The organism is Scytonema sp. PCC 10023 (assembly GCF_963920835.1).
Lineage (GTDB): Bacteria > Cyanobacteriota > Cyanobacteriia > Cyanobacteriales > Nostocaceae > Kalymmatonema.
In genome coordinates, this window is the sequence record NZ_CAWUDP010000002.1 from 143,555 (window position 1) to 160,112 (window position 16,558).

14 protein-coding genes are annotated in these 16,558 nt (G+C 43.9%); 6 read left to right on the forward strand and 8 right to left on the reverse strand.

All coding sequences use genetic code 11. The annotated features are described in order from the left end of the window. Positions 1 to 30: 30 nt before the first annotated feature. Both ACM0OZ_RS02020 and ACM0OZ_RS02025 read right to left on the reverse strand, forming a co-directional pair. Complete coding sequence (locus ACM0OZ_RS02020) at positions 31 to 1,560, reverse strand: SagB/ThcOx family dehydrogenase (protein ID WP_414581163.1); 1,530 nt, start codon at positions 1,558 to 1,560, stop codon at positions 31 to 33. 266 nt (positions 1,561 to 1,826) lie between these two features. Continuing rightward, the gene (locus tag ACM0OZ_RS02025; protein ID WP_414581164.1) at positions 1,827 to 2,771 is read right to left on the reverse strand and encodes a DUF4349 domain-containing protein; all 945 of its coding nucleotides are present in this window, start codon (positions 2,769 to 2,771) and stop codon (positions 1,827 to 1,829) included. 247 nt (positions 2,772 to 3,018) lie between these two features. Between ACM0OZ_RS02025 and ACM0OZ_RS02030 the strand changes: the two genes are divergently transcribed. The 3 genes from ACM0OZ_RS02030 to ilvC all read left to right on the forward strand — a co-directional run bounded on the left by ACM0OZ_RS02030 (position 3,019) and on the right by ilvC (position 6,133). Further along, a complete protein-coding gene (locus ACM0OZ_RS02030) occupies positions 3,019 to 3,885 on the forward strand; it encodes an aldo/keto reductase (protein WP_414581165.1) in 867 nt (288 codons plus the stop codon). A 574-nt stretch (positions 3,886 to 4,459) separates the two neighbouring features. Then, on the forward strand, positions 4,460 to 5,041 hold the full coding sequence (locus ACM0OZ_RS02035; RefSeq protein ID WP_414581166.1) for a hypothetical protein: 582 nt from the start codon (positions 4,460 to 4,462) through the stop codon (positions 5,039 to 5,041). Positions 5,042 to 5,137: 96 nt separating this feature from the next. Further along, entirely contained in the window at positions 5,138 to 6,133 is a 996-nt protein-coding gene (gene ilvC / locus ACM0OZ_RS02040; protein ID WP_096564640.1) for a ketol-acid reductoisomerase, read from the forward strand. Between the two features lie 94 nt (positions 6,134 to 6,227). On the opposite strand, the gene ACM0OZ_RS02045 is transcribed toward ilvC, so the two are convergent. After that, entirely contained in the window at positions 6,228 to 6,359 is a 132-nt protein-coding gene (locus ACM0OZ_RS02045) for a hypothetical protein (RefSeq protein WP_414581167.1), read from the reverse strand. Positions 6,360 to 6,430: 71 nt separating this feature from the next. Between ACM0OZ_RS02045 and ACM0OZ_RS02050 the strand changes: the two genes are divergently transcribed. Continuing rightward, the gene (locus ACM0OZ_RS02050) at positions 6,431 to 7,279 is read left to right on the forward strand and encodes an EndoU domain-containing protein (RefSeq protein ID WP_414581168.1); all 849 of its coding nucleotides are present in this window, start codon (positions 6,431 to 6,433) and stop codon (positions 7,277 to 7,279) included. Positions 7,280 to 7,315: 36 nt separating this feature from the next. On the opposite strand, the gene ACM0OZ_RS02055 is transcribed toward ACM0OZ_RS02050, so the two are convergent. Next, positions 7,316 to 7,945, reverse strand: coding sequence for a PAP/fibrillin family protein (locus ACM0OZ_RS02055; protein WP_414581169.1), 630 nt, complete (start codon positions 7,943 to 7,945; stop codon positions 7,316 to 7,318). Between the two features lie 165 nt (positions 7,946 to 8,110). Here ACM0OZ_RS02055 and ACM0OZ_RS02060 point away from each other — a divergent pair, with 165 nt between their 5' ends. Next, positions 8,111 to 9,004 carry a phosphodiester glycosidase family protein gene (locus ACM0OZ_RS02060; protein WP_414581170.1) on the forward strand — a complete coding sequence of 298 codons (894 nt, stop codon included), beginning with the start codon at positions 8,111 to 8,113 and terminating at the stop codon, positions 9,002 to 9,004. Here the strand turns inward: ACM0OZ_RS02060 and ACM0OZ_RS02065 are convergent. The 3 genes from ACM0OZ_RS02065 to ACM0OZ_RS02075 form a co-directional block, all read right to left on the reverse strand. Further along, entirely contained in the window at positions 9,001 to 10,068 is a 1,068-nt protein-coding gene (locus ACM0OZ_RS02065; RefSeq protein WP_414581171.1) for a protein kinase domain-containing protein, read from the reverse strand. The genes ACM0OZ_RS02060 and ACM0OZ_RS02065 overlap by 4 nt on opposite strands. A gap of 1,244 nt (positions 10,069 to 11,312) precedes the next feature. Next, positions 11,313 to 12,509, reverse strand: coding sequence for an alpha/beta hydrolase (locus ACM0OZ_RS02070; protein ID WP_414581172.1), 1,197 nt, complete (start codon positions 12,507 to 12,509; stop codon positions 11,313 to 11,315). Positions 12,510 to 12,606: 97 nt separating this feature from the next. Next, on the reverse strand, positions 12,607 to 13,188 hold the full coding sequence (locus ACM0OZ_RS02075; protein WP_414581173.1) for a Crp/Fnr family transcriptional regulator: 582 nt from the start codon (positions 13,186 to 13,188) through the stop codon (positions 12,607 to 12,609). 208 nt (positions 13,189 to 13,396) lie between these two features. Here ACM0OZ_RS02075 and ACM0OZ_RS02080 point away from each other — a divergent pair, with 208 nt between their 5' ends. After that, a complete protein-coding gene (locus ACM0OZ_RS02080) occupies positions 13,397 to 13,651 on the forward strand; it encodes a hypothetical protein (protein WP_414581174.1) in 255 nt (84 codons plus the stop codon). On the opposite strand, the gene clpB is transcribed toward ACM0OZ_RS02080, so the two are convergent. Beyond that, positions 13,641 to 16,259, reverse strand: a complete 2,619-nt coding sequence (clpB, locus tag ACM0OZ_RS02085; protein ID WP_414581175.1) for an ATP-dependent chaperone ClpB — start codon at positions 16,257 to 16,259, stop codon at positions 13,641 to 13,643. The genes ACM0OZ_RS02080 and clpB overlap by 11 nt on opposite strands. Positions 16,260 to 16,558 lie beyond the last annotated feature (299 nt).

Below are 16,558 nucleotides of genomic sequence, written 5' to 3' on the forward strand. Positions count from 1 at the left end.
GCGATGAACCACTAGTTTGAGTGGTTCATTTTACCTCGGTCTTCCCAAGGTAGTAATATACAACACAGCCTCGTCCCTAGGAATACCCAAGACTTCATTCACTTGGTCATCAAAAAATCCACCGATACCACTGACGCCTAAACCAAGGCGAATCGCGGCTAAATTGAGCCTTTGTCCCAAATGACCGGCATCCATATGCAGATAACGATAAACGCGATCGCCGTACTGACCCACAGATGATTTTAAATCGGCTGTATGAAAAACGACTGCTGCTGCATCCCTTCCTAACTCTTGCCCCAAACAGAGGAAGTGTAACTCTTTTCTGAAGTTTTTAAAACGAATTTGTCGCAATTCTTGCGCTTTAGGTGCGTAATAGTAACAGCCAGCCTCAAGACCTTCTACCCCAGACACAGCAATAAATGTTTCTATTAAATTCAGGTCAAAGTAATCAGTGACATTATCAAAACCTTGGTCAATGTAATTTTGAGGTTGATAAGTAAAATCGAGTAAAGCTTTTAGTTCCTCGAAGGTTAAATCCTCACCACTGTAGGCGCGAGTAGAACGCCGCTTGAGAATCGTAACTTCTAGTCCTTCCAGTTTTTTTCCCCAATCAATCGGCTTGCTGGCGGTAGGAATTTTTTCACAGAAAGGAAAGTTATATTTATCTTCCAAAGATTTTTCTTTCACTACGGGCAAATTTAACTTACCTGTTGTCCCTGGTTGAATCTGTGTACGGTAATGAAAATACGTCAGCAGTTCACCATCGGGAATGTGAGGATAGTTAGTTTCAGTGGCGGAAGGTAAGGCGGTTCGTCCTGTGGGTAAGTTTTGTTTGATATCCAGCAAGTCTGCTAGGGGAACAACTGCGATCGCTCCTTCGTGTTGGGGATCGATGTATAGGAGTTCGTTCACCGTCTCATCCACAAAGCCACCTATAAGATGAGGGCGATAGTTAGTCACAGCGCCAGCTAACTCGATATTACCCAACAAGTGTCCCGTATCCAAAAAAATGCGTCGGTATGCTCTATCTTCATATCGCCACGCTGAACGATAGAAAACCGAAGTAATAATAATTGCCAACTGGCTACTTTCCAAAGTAGGATGCCAAAAACAAGCTTCTTGCAGTTTCTGCCAAACATCACTTTCCCAGTAGTGCATGAGCGAGTGAGTTCGACACTGGTAGTTATACAGTCCTGGTGGCAATAACTCTGTGCCACGGGAAACAACATACATTTCTGCAGGGTACAAACCACCCGCACTAGGTGCAGATCTTAAATATACCGCACTTCCCATTGAAGGCATTTTTGCCGTTAGTCCATAGCTACAAAACAGCAGCCGTGACAACCTCTGCCACCACTGAGCATCTGCGTTACCAACAAATGCTTCGGGTTTTTCTTGGATATAAGGTTTGAGGTCATAAGCAGAGCCTATTTTGTACTCTTTGAACGGCACCGGCTGCTTAGACCAGTCTAACCCCTTATTCTTAGAGGCGATGGTCTGTGGGTCGTACTTAGTGCGTTCGTGGTAGTGCTGAGCGATCGAGTGGCGTAATTCTGGCATAAGAGTTTAAATATGCTTCTGCTACATATCTTGGCATTTTAGAGGCTCATCATTTAGTCTTAATTAGTACAAATGATGAGCCTCTAGAAGAGATAACAAGCGAATAAAGCGATAAGGGGACAAACAGCAGAGGCTGTTTAATTTTTCATTAAAAATGGAAGATTCAAAATATTCAATTTTCATTTTTTAATTTTTATTTACTAATCTCCTGAATCACACTGGAGTCTAGAACAATTTAAAATTCAAATCTCCTACACGCTAACCCCCTAATCCAATCTATCAGAGTTACCCGATTCTGGTGTTGATGCGATAGGTTGTGCATTCCGCCGCCAGCGAGTCAAACCATAGATGGCAGCAGCCAAAATCAACAAATAGGGGCTATACACAATTAACCAAATACTCAATTTCATCAAACCAACAGAGAATTCTGCCAAAGAGTGAGTGGAATTATTCCAGGCTTCTTGCATTTGTGAACCGAAAGCACGCTGCGGGGCGCTACCAGACACTGCTGCTTCTATGTTCAATGTGATCGTAGAGTACGTAACTTGATTTTGTAAGTTTTTCAACTGGGCATCAATTTGCTCTATTGACTGTCGCACGTTGCTCAGTTCTTTAGAAACACTCAGCACATCCCTAACTGAACCCGCCCGATCCAGAATCTTCTGTAAATTGCTTTCTGTTCTTTGCAAATTGCTTAATCTAGCTTGAATATCTACAATTTGGTCAGCTACATCAACAGCCGTGATATTGCGACTTTGCACAGTTCCCAGTTTAGCCAGTTTTTCTAGGGTAGGTTCTAGCAGATTTTCTGGAACCCGCAACTGTATCATTGCTGTATGACGGGCAGATTCATTTTTGGGCTGTTGTTCATCAAGGCTCATTAAGTTCCCTTGCTGTTGACTGATAATTTGAGAGACAGCATCGATGCTCTTATCCACAGAATCAACAATCAGAGTCATAGCTGCCTTTTTAATAAGTTGCGGACGGGAACGCGTGACTTGTGCAGCTTGAGCCGTTGCAGATGTACTTTCACTCGCGTCAGCTGGTGCTGCTGGTGCTGTATCAGCCACTTGATTGTTGAGTTGAGCTTTAGGTAACGCTTGTTGATTTGTAGACTCAGAACTAGGAACAGAAGCACAGCTGGTAAAAATGACCCCTCCCGCCAGCAGACTCAGAACAAGAGTTGATTTACGTATTACTTGACTATACATAACCTACCCATAGATAGATGAACGTATTGCAAGTATGGCTGAATCAAAAACCTGTTTCTGGCATTGTTGCAGTTTGTGTAACAGTCATTTTCTTTTACCTCTTAGGTCAGACGTAAAAAAGCAAAGTTTTTCTTAGCGTCTTTGCAACGGGCAGTCGCCTGCTGTCGGGAAACCCTCCCGCAGCACTGCCCTCGACTTTGCGCGAAGTTATCATCCAAGTAATGACGCTGAAACTTGAGTTAAAAACATGGAAACAAAACAGCTAGGGAAAACAGGTGTCTCCGTAAGTGCGATTGGTTTAGGGGCTATGCCGATGTCCATAAGCACTCGCCCCCCAGAGTCGCAGTCAATTGATGTCATCCATCGTGCCTTGGATTTAGGTATCACATTCATTGACACCGCCGACTCCTACTGCAAGGACGAATCAGACAAGCACCACAACGAGCGACTGATTCACAAAGCATTGCACTCTTACAATGGCGATGTGAGTCATGTTGTTGTCGCGACGAAAGGCGGCTTGATGCGTCCTAATGGGAACTGGACGCGCAATGGTAATCCAGAACATTTACGCGAAACCATCCGCATCAGCTTTGAGGCTTTAGGCGGCAATAAACCTATCGATGTTTGGCAATACCATGCCCCCGATACAGATTACACCATAGAGGAATCCCTGGCACCAGCTAAAGAAGCAGTGGATGCGGGTTTGATTCGGTTTGTGGGAGTTTCCAATTTTTCTGTAGAACAAATCAAACGGGCGCGGGATGTGGTTGATATTGTCTCTGTGCAAAATCAGTACAATCCTTGGTATCGTGAGCCAGAGTCTGATGGCGTGCTGGAGTATTGTGAAAAAGAAAGTTTGACGTTTCTACCTTGGAGTCCCTTTGGAGGAAGTCGTCGCCATCAAGGCTTGGAAGATATTGAGGCGATCGCCAAACTCGCAAAGGAAAAAGGCGTATCGGTGTACGGTATTGTCCTAGCGTGGTTGCGTTCCAAGTCGCCCTCTATATTGCCTATTCCTGGTGCAAGCAAAATTTCCAGCATTGAAGACACACTGCGTGCTGTCAATGTGAAATTATCTGATGACGAAGTGCAAACAATAGATCGCCAAACCTAAAAACATTACCTTGCCTTTCGCAGTCAGCGTACGTTGGGTTGAACTATAAAGTAATTTGATTTAATTTGTGAAATTTTCGTTAATCCGCCTTGGAATATGGACAATAGCCGACAAAACGTCTATCTTCACGAATTCTATCAGTCATGCTATAGTGACTACCCAACAAAAAATGTTTAAATGCTTGGGTTTCGGTGTTCTTTACTCAACTTATTAAAGGCAGAATGGGATAATAACAAAAATATAAAAATCACTGATGAAATCTGTTTGAAATAACAGATTTTTTTTATGGTTTTTTTTTTATAAAATCTAATATAATCTGCTTGACAAGGTTTGACTGCATAAATAATAAACAAAAAGACTATAGTATTCCTGAATAATTTGTAAAGTTTTGTGTTACTCTTTACTCTGTGTTCTCTGTGTCCTCTGTGGTTCCTGAAAAATGCCTACTTCACAAATTAAATAGGATGACTATATGTACTTAATTTATCAATGTTTATGAAGAAATTGCTGATAATCAATTTGACTCCAATCAAGAAAAACAGCTATTTTCCCTTTTAAATCGGCGAGAGAAAACATGAAATCTAGTGAAAACTCTCAAAAAAAATTACTGAATAAGATATTAAAAGATTGGGGTTGGTTAATTGCTTTTTTAAGCATAAATATATTTAACGGCTGGTTAATCAAAGTATCTTCTGCGTCTGTACCTATAGTCATTTATTTTGCTGTTTTTCCCTTAGCTTCTATTATTTATAGTCGTCTTTCCAAAAAGACTTGGCTCTTGGTACTTATTTTAGTTCTTTCACGTTCTATTTTAGCTTTTAGTTTATGTATTTTACCTTTGCCAGATGTTTCACAAATTACGATAATTCTGTATGGTATAAATATTTTATTTTTCGCTTTTTTATTGATTGATGTAGCAAGCACGCGTGGAATTGTAGTTGCAGCTTTAACAGGTATTTTGATAATCTTGCTGTGGATGATAATCGGTTGGCAAGCGATTATCCGTTTAGTTTTGTATTGCAATTTAATAGTGACTTTCAACAAAACCGGGCGAAGGTTAAAGAAATATTTCAGTAGTTTCAATGCAGCTATGCTAGTTATGACTGGAACCGCAGCGTTTGGATTGGCAGTGGGATGGATGCTGGGTAGCTTATAGCAATAGAGTTTTAACAATTGGAAGCTGAGGTCAAGTTTTGCGGTAAGATTATAAACTTGCAATAAATCAGGACGCTTGCTGACTGGAGAAGTTATTATGGCCCGGATGTACTACGACGAAGATGCTAATTTAGACCTTTTGGCACAGAAAACCATCGCTATCATCGGCTATGGTTCCCAAGGTCACGCCCACGCCCTCAATCTCAAAGATAGTGGTCTGAATGTGATTGTCGGGCTATATCCGGGTAGTAAGTCAGCAGCGAAGGCTGAAGCTTCTGGACTGACTGTGAAAAATGTCGCAGATGCTGCTAAGGCTGCTGACTTTATTATGATTTTGTTGCCAGATGAAGTGCAAAAAACAGTTTACAAAAACGAGATTGAACCGAATCTGGAAGAAGGAAATGTTTTAGCATTTGCTCACGGCTTCAATATTCACTTTGGTCAAGTCGTCCCACCTGCTAACGTGGATGTGGTGATGGTTGCACCCAAAGGACCAGGACATTTGGTACGCCGGACTTATGAACAAGGACAAGGTGTACCGGCTCTGTTTGCAGTGTACCAGGATGCCAGTGGTCAGGCACGCGATCGCGCGATGGCATACGCTAGAGGTATTGGTGGAACCCGCGCCGGTATTCTCGAAACGACTTTCCGCGAAGAAACCGAAACCGATTTGTTTGGTGAACAAGCAGTATTGTGCGGTGGTTTGAGTGCTTTAATCAAAGCCGGTTTTGAAACTTTGGTGGAAGCAGGTTATCAGCCAGAGTTAGCTTATTTTGAATGTCTTCATGAAGTCAAATTGATTGTTGACTTGGTTGTGGAAGGAGGCTTAGCCAAAATGCGCGACAGCATTTCCAACACCGCTGAATATGGCGATTATACCCGTGGACCTCGGATTGTTAATGACCAAACCAAAGCAGAAATGCGTAAAATTCTGCAAGAAATTCAAGCTGGTCAATTTGCACGGGAATTTGTTTTAGAAAACCAAGCTGGTAAACCTGGATTTACCGCCATGCGTCGTCAAGAAGCTGAACACCCCATTGAGGAAGTGGGCAAAGATTTACGCGCTATGTTCAGCTGGTTGAAGAAGGATTAATTCGATTTGGGATTTACCAGTAGGTAGGGCATATACCCACCTACACTCGTTCCCAGGTAGAACCTGGGAATGCCGTTAAAACAGTTATCAGTTATCAGTTATCAGTTATCAGTCCTGACGGCGTATGGTGGGGGATGCGCGACCCGCCACCAACGCCTTCCACGCTCTTGGTGGGGGAGGCGCGACCACTCGTATTTAACTCGACACTGCGGCTGGTACTGTTCACTGTTAAAGTGGCTCTGCCAGTTGATATAGTAAAAGCGGAGCTTCCAAAAGTATCAATTTATGTAATCAAATATGGTGACACATATAGTCAAGTGGGTAAAAGCTGGATTTGCTCTCCTTCTATTTGCCTCCCCAGTTTGGTTGCACAATCCAGTTTACGCTCAACAGCAAGATACCAAACTTATACCATTTTTTGATAATGAAGATAACCCAGTTCCTGTTGGTTTCCCACCAGGCGAAAAGCTAGACATTTCACCGCCAGCACCTACACTCAACCCTTTTGATAAAGCTGTACTAAATACCTGTGGTTCTATAGGTACCAGAGTCAGTTCCAATAAATTTAAACAGCTTTTATCCTATTATCCAGATGTGTTGCAGAAACTTCAGAAAGTGACTAACGGTGAACTGCGTCCCGGTCGTCAGACAAAAGCAGAGTTTTTGGAAGATTTAACTGATATTTGGTTTAACAATCGGGGATTTGAACATATTTTTTGTGGAGAAATATATAACGCCAATGATATCGGCGGGTTGCATTTTTATGGCAGATATTTAGAATTACAAAATAAAGGAATTGGAGGACGACTTCCAAATAATTCCCAACGAGAAGAAGTTGTTCCAGGTCTCATTTATACGATGGGCGTTGTCATTAAACAGAGCGATGGGCAAAGCCCCGCCTTCGGCGATCGCACTGTTAGGGATGTTATCAAAGGCTATGGCTACCAAAGCACAGCCCAAGAAATGCTTTTAGACGCAACTAAAATCTTTAAACTTCAAGGGGATAGGGACGGAGCGTGTATTTTTAATGTACAAGACCAAGAAACAGGCAAAACTTTCCCCGCAGTTTTTGTGAGGAAAGAAAAAGCGATAATTACCTTTTACCCAGATGCCACTCCTAAGGGTGAGAAATGTAAAGGTTCTTAAATGAAAAAACGCAAAGGCGTGTGGCAAGTGGGCTGACTATTTTGTTAGCCGAAAGTCGGCTCGTACCAGCACATACAAATTCTGCTGATTGCCACGCATAAGGCGCAAATTTTCATCCAAAAAGGTAATATCCGACCAGCCATTTCCAGAAAGTGTTGATTCGAGAGCCGAGTTTTGCTCTACTCCTAAAGCTTCTCGAAAAGCGGAGTCGCTCAAATCCTCGGTGGCTCTGATAACGGAAGTTTCCAAGAAATCAATGACCAGACGCCTGGAGTCCGCTACTGTGTAGCACCCTGTAACTACAGTAATACCTTTGACACCAGAGGAAACCGTAAATTCAATAAGGTTTTTGTACTGCTGACCAGCAGTATAAATCTCTTGGAGGATACCAGTAACGCTAACCGCCACATTCGGCAGCTTTCCAAAAGAAAGACTAGAAAGATTTGTTTCCCGTTCTAGTCCAAACGTGCTGTACAGAAGCCGCCAGCGCCCTTGCACCAACTCCATATGGCTTGTAGGTTCACTGTTTTGATTAAGAGCTTCAATGTTTTGCGCTAATGTCTCGATTTCCTGTTTAATCGTTGGGGTGCAGTTAAAGCCAATATCGGTAGCCGCTGAAATAGAAATCAACTCTTGTTTGAGGTTTCCTAGTGTGCTATGTTTCATAAATTCTCTGCCCATAATCTTCTTGTATCTTTAGAATGTTTACAACTTAAGGAGGATAAGGGCAAGAGCGATTGCAAGGGAGCACAGCGCCCCTCGGGGCGATCGCCTATGGGCTGCTAAAACTAGAGACACTATATCTTCACAGGATTGTTCAGCGGTTGAACGATGAGAAAAATCTGGCTGCTTTTTGGAGCGCTCATGAGTTTGGGGATGCTGATGCTATTTATCTGGCGTTCCCCACAACATTCTGTACTAGGAAGTGCGGTTGTACCAAAAGAAACATCATTATCAGAAAAAACTATCCGTTATGAACAGCAAACTTTAGCACAAAGCAAAGTCCACGTTCTGTTGATTCCATCTCAGAGTCGGTTTTTGGTCACACCTGCATTGTCGCCACACCTAAACACTGTAGAAGAGTTTGCTCAGAAACATCGGGCAGTTGCCATCATAAACGGTGGCTTTTTTGACCCAAATAACCAAAAAACTACGTCAGTTGTTGTCCTCCAAGGAAAGCTTGTAGCTGATCCCAGGCAAAACGAGCGACTAGTAAACAATCCCAACCTAAAACCTTATCTTGCTAAAATACTCAATCGTAGCGAATTCCGACGGTACTTGTGCGGGCAAACTGTCCGCTATGACATTGTTTTGCGTAATGCGCCACCACCAACAGGTTGCCAGTTAATCGATGCATTGGGTGGTGGTCCCCAGCTACTGCCAGAATTAACCTTAGAGCAAGAAGGCTTTGTAGATTCCGCTCATTCCCGAGACGCCTTAGGTAGCACCCAACTCAACGCCCGGACTGCCGTAGGTATTACCCGTGATGGCAGCATAGTTTTAGTGATGGTTGCTCAAAAACCAAAGACTCCTACTAATTCTGGGATGTCATTGTCAGCACTTGCAGATTTTCTGAAAAGTTTGGGTGTCCAAAAAGCGATGAATCTTGATGGTGGAAGTTCTTCTTCCCTCTATTACAACGGCAAGAGCTTTTACGGAAAGGTTGATTTGGATGGAAATTTCATCAAGCGACCCGTGAAGTCAGTTTTAATCGTTCAGCTCTAGTTTCTCAAAAGTGAAGTCAAGCGCTTGTATTGTATTGACCACTCTTTGCAAACTTCTGTAACAAGTTGTATCTCTTCATTGGTCAAAAGCTCATCTGGTTTTCCAGATGCTAAAATTCTAGCGGCTTCTGCCGCTTTTTGGTATTTCACACCATGCTTGACCAGTTGTGTGTGGAATAATTCCTGTTTCTGCTCGAACGACGTGAAAAGCTGTAGCTGCTGGAGGACGTCTAGAGCAACTGTAGCGTCTTTATAACGTTGACGATAGTCATAGCGCACCATCGTGTCTAAAATTTCTAGTAAACGTGGGTTGACATCAGCACACTCACTAAATAAAGCACAACACAACTCGCCAGTCTGGGAGTCTCGTGGTAGCTTTCGAGGATCTAACCCAGTCAAGGCTTGAATACCTATGATCCCAACTGCATACACATCACTGCTGAAGTACGGATGAAAAACTTGTTGTTCACTGGGCATGTAGCCAGGAGTGCCGATCGCCACTGTTTGTGTCGTTTGCCCTTGGGTATTAACTTTTAAAGCACTGATTTCCTTTACTGCCCCAAAGTCAATCAGCACAATTTTCCCATCTTTTCGTCGCCGCCTTAAATTCTGTGGTTTGATATCTCGGTGGATGACGTTGTGTTGATGAACAAATGCCAGAACTTCCAGAATGTCCTGCAAAAGTTTAAAGACTACGTTCTCACTCAAAGGCAAGCCTTGTATAATTTCTTGTGTCAAGTCATGCCCGTCAATAAATTCCTGAACTAAATAGAATTCCCCATTTTCCTCGAAGTAGGCAAAAAGTTTAGGAATTTGGTTGTTTTCGCTACTTAGCCGAGCCAAAATTTTTGCTTCTCTCTGGAATAGCCTTTTGGCAATTGCCATAATAGCTTGATTCGGGTCTTTTGGTTTAAGATGTTTGACAACACACACGGGTTGTCCTGTTAAATTCAAATCGACAGCCAGGTAGGTATTGCCAAATCCGCCGCTTCCCAATAATTTAAAAATTTTGTAACGATTTTTGAGCGTTTCTCCAATCAGAGGGTGCTCGCTCTTGTGGTGCATCCTAACTACCATTTAACCTTCACAATTCAGAACAAAGTACGGCTCGTTAAGATGAACTTGTAAGGGTTGAGATGAAGTCAGCTTAAAGTAGTGATATTGAATCATAGAAATGAGTTCTATTATTTCGTTATCGCTCAGAAAAATACCAAGCATAAGAAAACCAGAAGTGCTAAAACCTCCGGTTTACTAGATACCTTAATGAGTTTAGAAACTGCTATAGAATAGTAGGTACGCCCCTTAATCAAAGGACGGATTATATCAGTAAATACACTAAGGTAATAGTGCAATTATCATAACATAATTAGCTCCAGGTGTAAAATCCCTTCTACTCTGTCTGAAGTACAGTAGTGAAGTACCCATGCTTAGCTATGCCTGACGGCACGCTACGCGTTTACGAAGTGTGCGCTTTGCGCTTACGCTTGAAGCATGGGCTAAGCGAAGACGGCGCACGCTCCTTTGAACGCATCTCATTCGCCCTTCGGGTATGCCTATGTCCTGAGCCCTGAGTCCTTACGGACACGCTGCGCGTATGCCTGCGTCCCGTTGAGGGATACACGAAGTGTGCGCTTTGCGCTTACGGGCACGGCTTGAGGCCTGTACCGTGCAACCTCTGAAAGAGGCACGGACACGCTCCTTTGAACGCATCTCATTCGCCCTTCGGGTTTAGCAGTCGCCTGCACTGGCTTCTCCGTCGGAGAGCGCTGCTTCACCGTTGCTATGTTGGGTACATTTATTGCTGAATGTTCGTCACTCAAGAGCTCCCTTGTCTTACACAGCGTCTGGAGGTATTGCTACCTTTATCCTCTCAAAGGAGGAACCCGCGCAGCCATCCCACTTCCTGGGACAGTTATTGATTTGTGTCCCTTGAATTTACACGTCGTGCTGCATACGCGCAAAGACTCGACAAATCCTTTTCCCCAGTTCTCTCGCTAGTTACCGTGATAATTCAGCCATTAGGAATTGCAAGTAGCTCATTTGACATCCTCCCGACGCCTTTTAGGCGGGGGATTCCAAGATTCACATCTTGGGCTTTCTGTTTCTACGAGTTGACTTGCTTGAAGGAGTTTCCTCTCCTAAGTATTGGTCAGTCTCATCCACAGACGTTGACGTTCCCGTGTGCCCCACGGTACGGAGTCCAATCTCTACGTATGTTTTACAACTTCATCGCTGTACTCCCAAAGCCATCCTCTCTACATAAGCGTTTCCGGAATTCGCCAACAGTGTCTTCTCTCCTGTTCTTGCTACTAAGGAAGTAAACTTTGTTCCTGAATCATTCGCTCAAGCCAATTGGCAATAAAGCGAAGAGATAAGCCTAAATTGCCAACATGAACATGGTTTTGTGCCTGTTCAGCACGGGTGAAAACTCTTGTAGTGAGCCGCACATTCGTTAAGGCTTCTGCTTGTCGATACAACTGATGGAGTGGGACATAATGATCCTCACTGCCTGCTAGCAATAACACATCTGCTCTAATGCGATTCGATATCTCAATTGTGTTGTAGGCTTGGATAGCTTGAAGAAACTCGTAGGGAGTCGTTGTACCCATTATGTGCATTCCCTGTCGGATTCCCCAATCGAGAATGGGACTTTGAGGCATGAGTTTGTTCAACAACGTATTAAGCGGATCGGCAGCCTGCTCAGTTAAATACTGTTCAACTTGCGCTTTTAATGTTGCAGAAAGCGATCTTAAAAGGACTTCAAAGGAATCACAAAAAATGTCATCTGCAATGACATAGCGGACTCTTGGCTCAAAAGCAGCGGCTCGAATCACCAGTCCACCACCAAGGGAAATACCCATGAGAATAACGTCGTTGAGTCCAAAATAATCCAACACTATTTTGACTGGCTCTTCCCAGTTTGGAACCATTGCAAGACCTGCATCTTCTAAAGCACCCCCTTGCCCTGGACCTTCAAAGATGACAACCTCGTATCCGGCTTCAACAAAGAAAAAAGCGATTGGAAAAAACTCTTCAATGTAGCTGTCATACCCTCCAAAGAGAACAAGGGTGGCTTTGGATTGTTGCACAGTGAAGCGATAAGCTGGGAGAAAGCCTGTTTGGTAAGGAATTTGGTACTGCTCATTCCCAGTGATGCCATAGCACTGCCGCATCATTTGAATAAAGCGATGGCGCATGGGACGCTTCTGGGGATCATCTGCCCAAACAAAGAATTCCGCCGTGCGTAGGTAGTAGGCAGCCGGTAACGGGCGATCCTGGTCAAGGGCTTGCTCACTGAGAGCCAAAAATTCACGTCGCAAGTCTGCATAGGTTTTGATCTTGGGTGCAACAGTTTGCATATCTTCTAAAACAGATGCTTCTCCAAGCCATTGAACCCAACGATTAAATTGAAAGTTGAGGCTGATATCGGGATGCAGATCGTAGTAGCCAACATGGGCGATCGCCTTTTGAACTAGTTGTTGACGTGATAGAGGTTGAGTTGTCATATTGACCTTCGCATGCAGGTTTGAAGAGTATGCTTCAACCTTATAGAACGGCACAATAGCTTGTCATTGACGTGAGTTAAGATGCACTGGGTTTGTTTTACGATCGCGACAAGATACGCCGCTTCAAACGACTGAGAGACTCTGGCTCAAGTCTCAGGTAGGAAGCCAGATAGTATTGTGGAATTCGCCGCAATAACTCTGGCTTAGTCTGAACCAATTTAAGGTACCGTTCCTCCGGTTTGTCCATGTAAAGGGACAGCAATGAATCACGGAATCTGAAAAAGAGTATTTCTACCACCAACCTTTGAAGTCGTTGCCCGTTTTGCGATTCCTCAAACAGCAGATTGAGGCAAGTGTCATTCAGAATCAGGAGCTTTGAGGTTTCAACCGCTTGAAAATAAAATTGTGTCGGCTGTTTGCGGAAGTAACTTTCGTAGTCGCAGATCGGCTGACCCTCTACAAAAAAGTCAAAGGTGATTTCCTTGTCATCCTTAAGAATAAAGATGCGGAAGCAGCCCTTGATGATGAAACCAATGAATTGGCAAATCTCTCCTTCAGCAAATAAATAATCTCCTTTGTTGATCTCCCGTGTCTTGAGATAGCGATCGACCTTAGCAAGTTCAATCTCGTGCTCGGGCAGAAGCTTAGAAATAAAGTCATAAAATTGTTGTTGCATCATCCGCTTCTTAGTAATATTTTGAATCCCAAAGTTTAGCCCAGAAGGAACTACCCTTGGGTTTTTCTTTTATCTTCTCATGAGCGCTCATATCAAGTCCGGCAAATTACGCATAATAAAACTTATATGTAGTAAGGAATGCGCGTCCTTGTTTTCATGGAAGAGGACGCGCATTCCTTACTACAAACTTAATAAGCTTATTTAATCGGACATGATATCAGTTAAAAACGTCTGGCTGCTTCTTAATAATATGAGGCGATCGCGTAGCGCGCCCTACTGCCCAACCGCACTCCGTGCGGTTGCCCCTATTTTAGGAGCAGGGGAGGCGTTTCTGGAAGAAACGCCTCGGCAGTATGCGGGCGATCGCCACCTTTGCAACGACTTCCATACAAAAAAACGCAAAGGTGCAATTATTCAACTTTGCACCTTTGCGTGTTTGTTATTTATTCACCTAATTAAGCTGTGAACACTTCCGCAGGTAAGCGCTTAAAGGAAAGGCGCTCATTCTCGATATCCACAAAGATGGTATCACCATCGTTGAATTCGCCACGCAAGATAGCTTTGGCAATTTGAGTTTCTAACTCGCGTTGAATTGCTCTCTTTAATGGACGCGCCCCGAATACAGGGTCATACCCTACTTCTGCCAAAAAGTCAAGAGCAGCATCGGAGAGCTTGAGAGACATCTTGCGATCGCTCAATCTTTGCCGTAGTCTATTTACTTGCAACTGCACAATCTGCCGCAATTCCTGTTTGTGCAATGCATGGAAGATAATCGTTTCGTCGATGCGGTTGAGGAACTCTGGACGGAAGCTATTTCGCATCGCCTCCATCACCCGATGGCGCATTTCGTCATAGCGTGAGTCATCACCCGCCACATCTAAGATGTACTGCGAACCGATGTTGCTGGTCATGATGATGACGGTGTTCTTAAAGTCTACCGTATGACCTTGGGCATCAGTAACTCGACCATCATCAAGAATTTGCAGGAAGATGTTAAAGACATCTGGATGTGCTTTTTCGATTTCGTCGAACAGAAGCACCGCGTAAGGACGACGACGAATCGATTCCGTAAGTTGTCCGCCTTCATCGTAACCCACGTATCCGGGAGGCGCACCGATGAGGCGAGAAACGGCGTGTTTCTCCATGTACTCGGACATATCAATCCGCACCAATGCTTCTTCGGTGTCGAACATGTACGCCGCCAAAGCTTTTGCCAATTCGGTTTTACCTACACCGGTAGGACCGAGGAAAATAAAGCTAGCTATAGGACGATTCGGATCGGCGAGTCCAGCACGAGAACGCTGAATGGCATCTGCTACAGCTGTCACCGCTTCATGTTGTCCAATGACACGACGGTGTAGTTCATCTTCTAAGTGCAGCAGTTTTTCTTTCTCAGATTCTACCAACTTGCTGATGGGAATCCCCGTCCACTTAGAAATCACTTCCGCAATGTCAGCTTCAGTCACTTCTTCACGCAATAGAGATTTTCCACTGCGTTGTGCTTGAGCAAGTTCAGTTTCGACTGCTTCCAAATCCCGATGCAAACTGGTTAACTTGCCGTATTTTAACTCAGCAGCGCGGTTGAGGTCGTAGTCGCGTTCTGCTTGTTGAATTTCCAGGTTCACACGGTCAATTTCTTCTTTGACAGACTGAATTTTGGTGATAATGTCTTTTTCAGACTGCCATTGACTATTGAGTGTTCTTTGTTCTTCTTTAAGATCCGCAAGTTCTTTTTCTAGTCTTTCTAGGCGTTCTCTAGAAGCTGCATTGCTTTCTTTTTGCAGCGACAGCCTCTCCATTTCTAATTGCAGAATCTTGCGGTCGATTTCGTCGAGTTCTTCTGGTTTGGAGGTTATCTCCATTTTCAAGCGTGCTGCGGCTTCGTCTACCAAGTCAATTGCTTTGTCTGGTAAGAAGCGATCGCTTATATAACGACTTGACAATGTGGCTGCTGCTACTAAAGAACTATCGGAAATTTTCACCCCGTGATGAACTTCATACCGTTCTTTCAAGCCGCGCAAAATGGAAATGGTATCTTCCACGCTGGGTTGATCCACATAAACCTGCTGGAAGCGTCTTTCCAAAGCAGCGTCTTTTTCAATATATTTACGATATTCGTCTAAAGTTGTCGCCCCAATACAGCGCAGTTCGCCCCGCGCCAACATCGGTTTTAACAAGTTACCAGCGTCCATTGCGCCTTGAGTTGCACCAGCGCCGACAACGGTATGAATTTCATCAATAAATAAAACTATATTCCCGCCAGACTCGGTAACTTCTTTTAAGACTGCTTTTAGGCGTTCTTCAAATTCACCCCGGAATTTTGCCCCTGCAATCAAAGCACCCATATCTAAAGCTATGAGTTTGCGGTCTTTCAGGGACTGGGGTACGTCACCAGCTACGATCCGCTGTGCGAGTCCTTCGGCGATCGCTGTTTTCCCAACGCCCGGTTCACCAATCAGTACAGGGTTATTCTTGGTACGGCGTGAGAGAATTTGGATAGTCCGCCGAATTTCATCATCACGTCCAATCACTGGGTCAAGTTTACCTTGACGAGCAGCTTCGGTGAGGTCACGCCCATATTTCTCCAGTGCTTCGTATTTGCCTTCTGGATTTTGGTCGGTCACTTTCTGATTTCCTCGAACTTGTTTAATGATATTCTTTAGCTTGCCTTCGTCTAACCCAAATTCTTGGTATAACCGTTTGCCGAAACGGTCATCTTTGGCATAACCCAGTAATAAGTGTTCAATTGAGATATACTCGTCTTGAAACTCCTTACGATACGCGTCAGCGCGGTCAAGTAGAGTATCCAAGCTGCGTCCCAAGTATACAGAACTGCTGCTACCAGAGACTTTGGGCTGACTTTGAATAAATTGTTCGGTGCGTTCGCGCAGTTTTTGCAGATTCACACCTGCTTTGGTAAAAATACCGCTGGTAAGACCTTCTTGATCCAACAGCGCTTTCATCAGGTGTTCGCTTTCAATCTGCTGTTGTTGATATTGTTTTGCAATATCTGGCGTGTGCGCGATCGCTTCCCAGGCTTTTTCTGTAAATTGGTTTGGATTAGTTGGTTGCATAGGCTTTTTTAGGAAATAACTACTCCAAGCGCACAAAAAGCGCAGATAGAACAAGTGTATGCTTTGTTCTTATATGGTCATTGTAAAGAGAGGGGGGCAACTCACTGGATCGGTGTTCACGTCTTTCTCCAGGAGTATTACCGTCCAATGAGTCCTGATTGACTTCAAGCGCCTAGTGAGTGCAAACAGAACAAGAATAAGTTTTGTTTTTATACCGTGATTGTACAAAGAGGGGCGCAAATAACTGGATCGGTGTTCACGTTCTTGTAGAGGAGTATTACCGCCCATTTTTTACTACC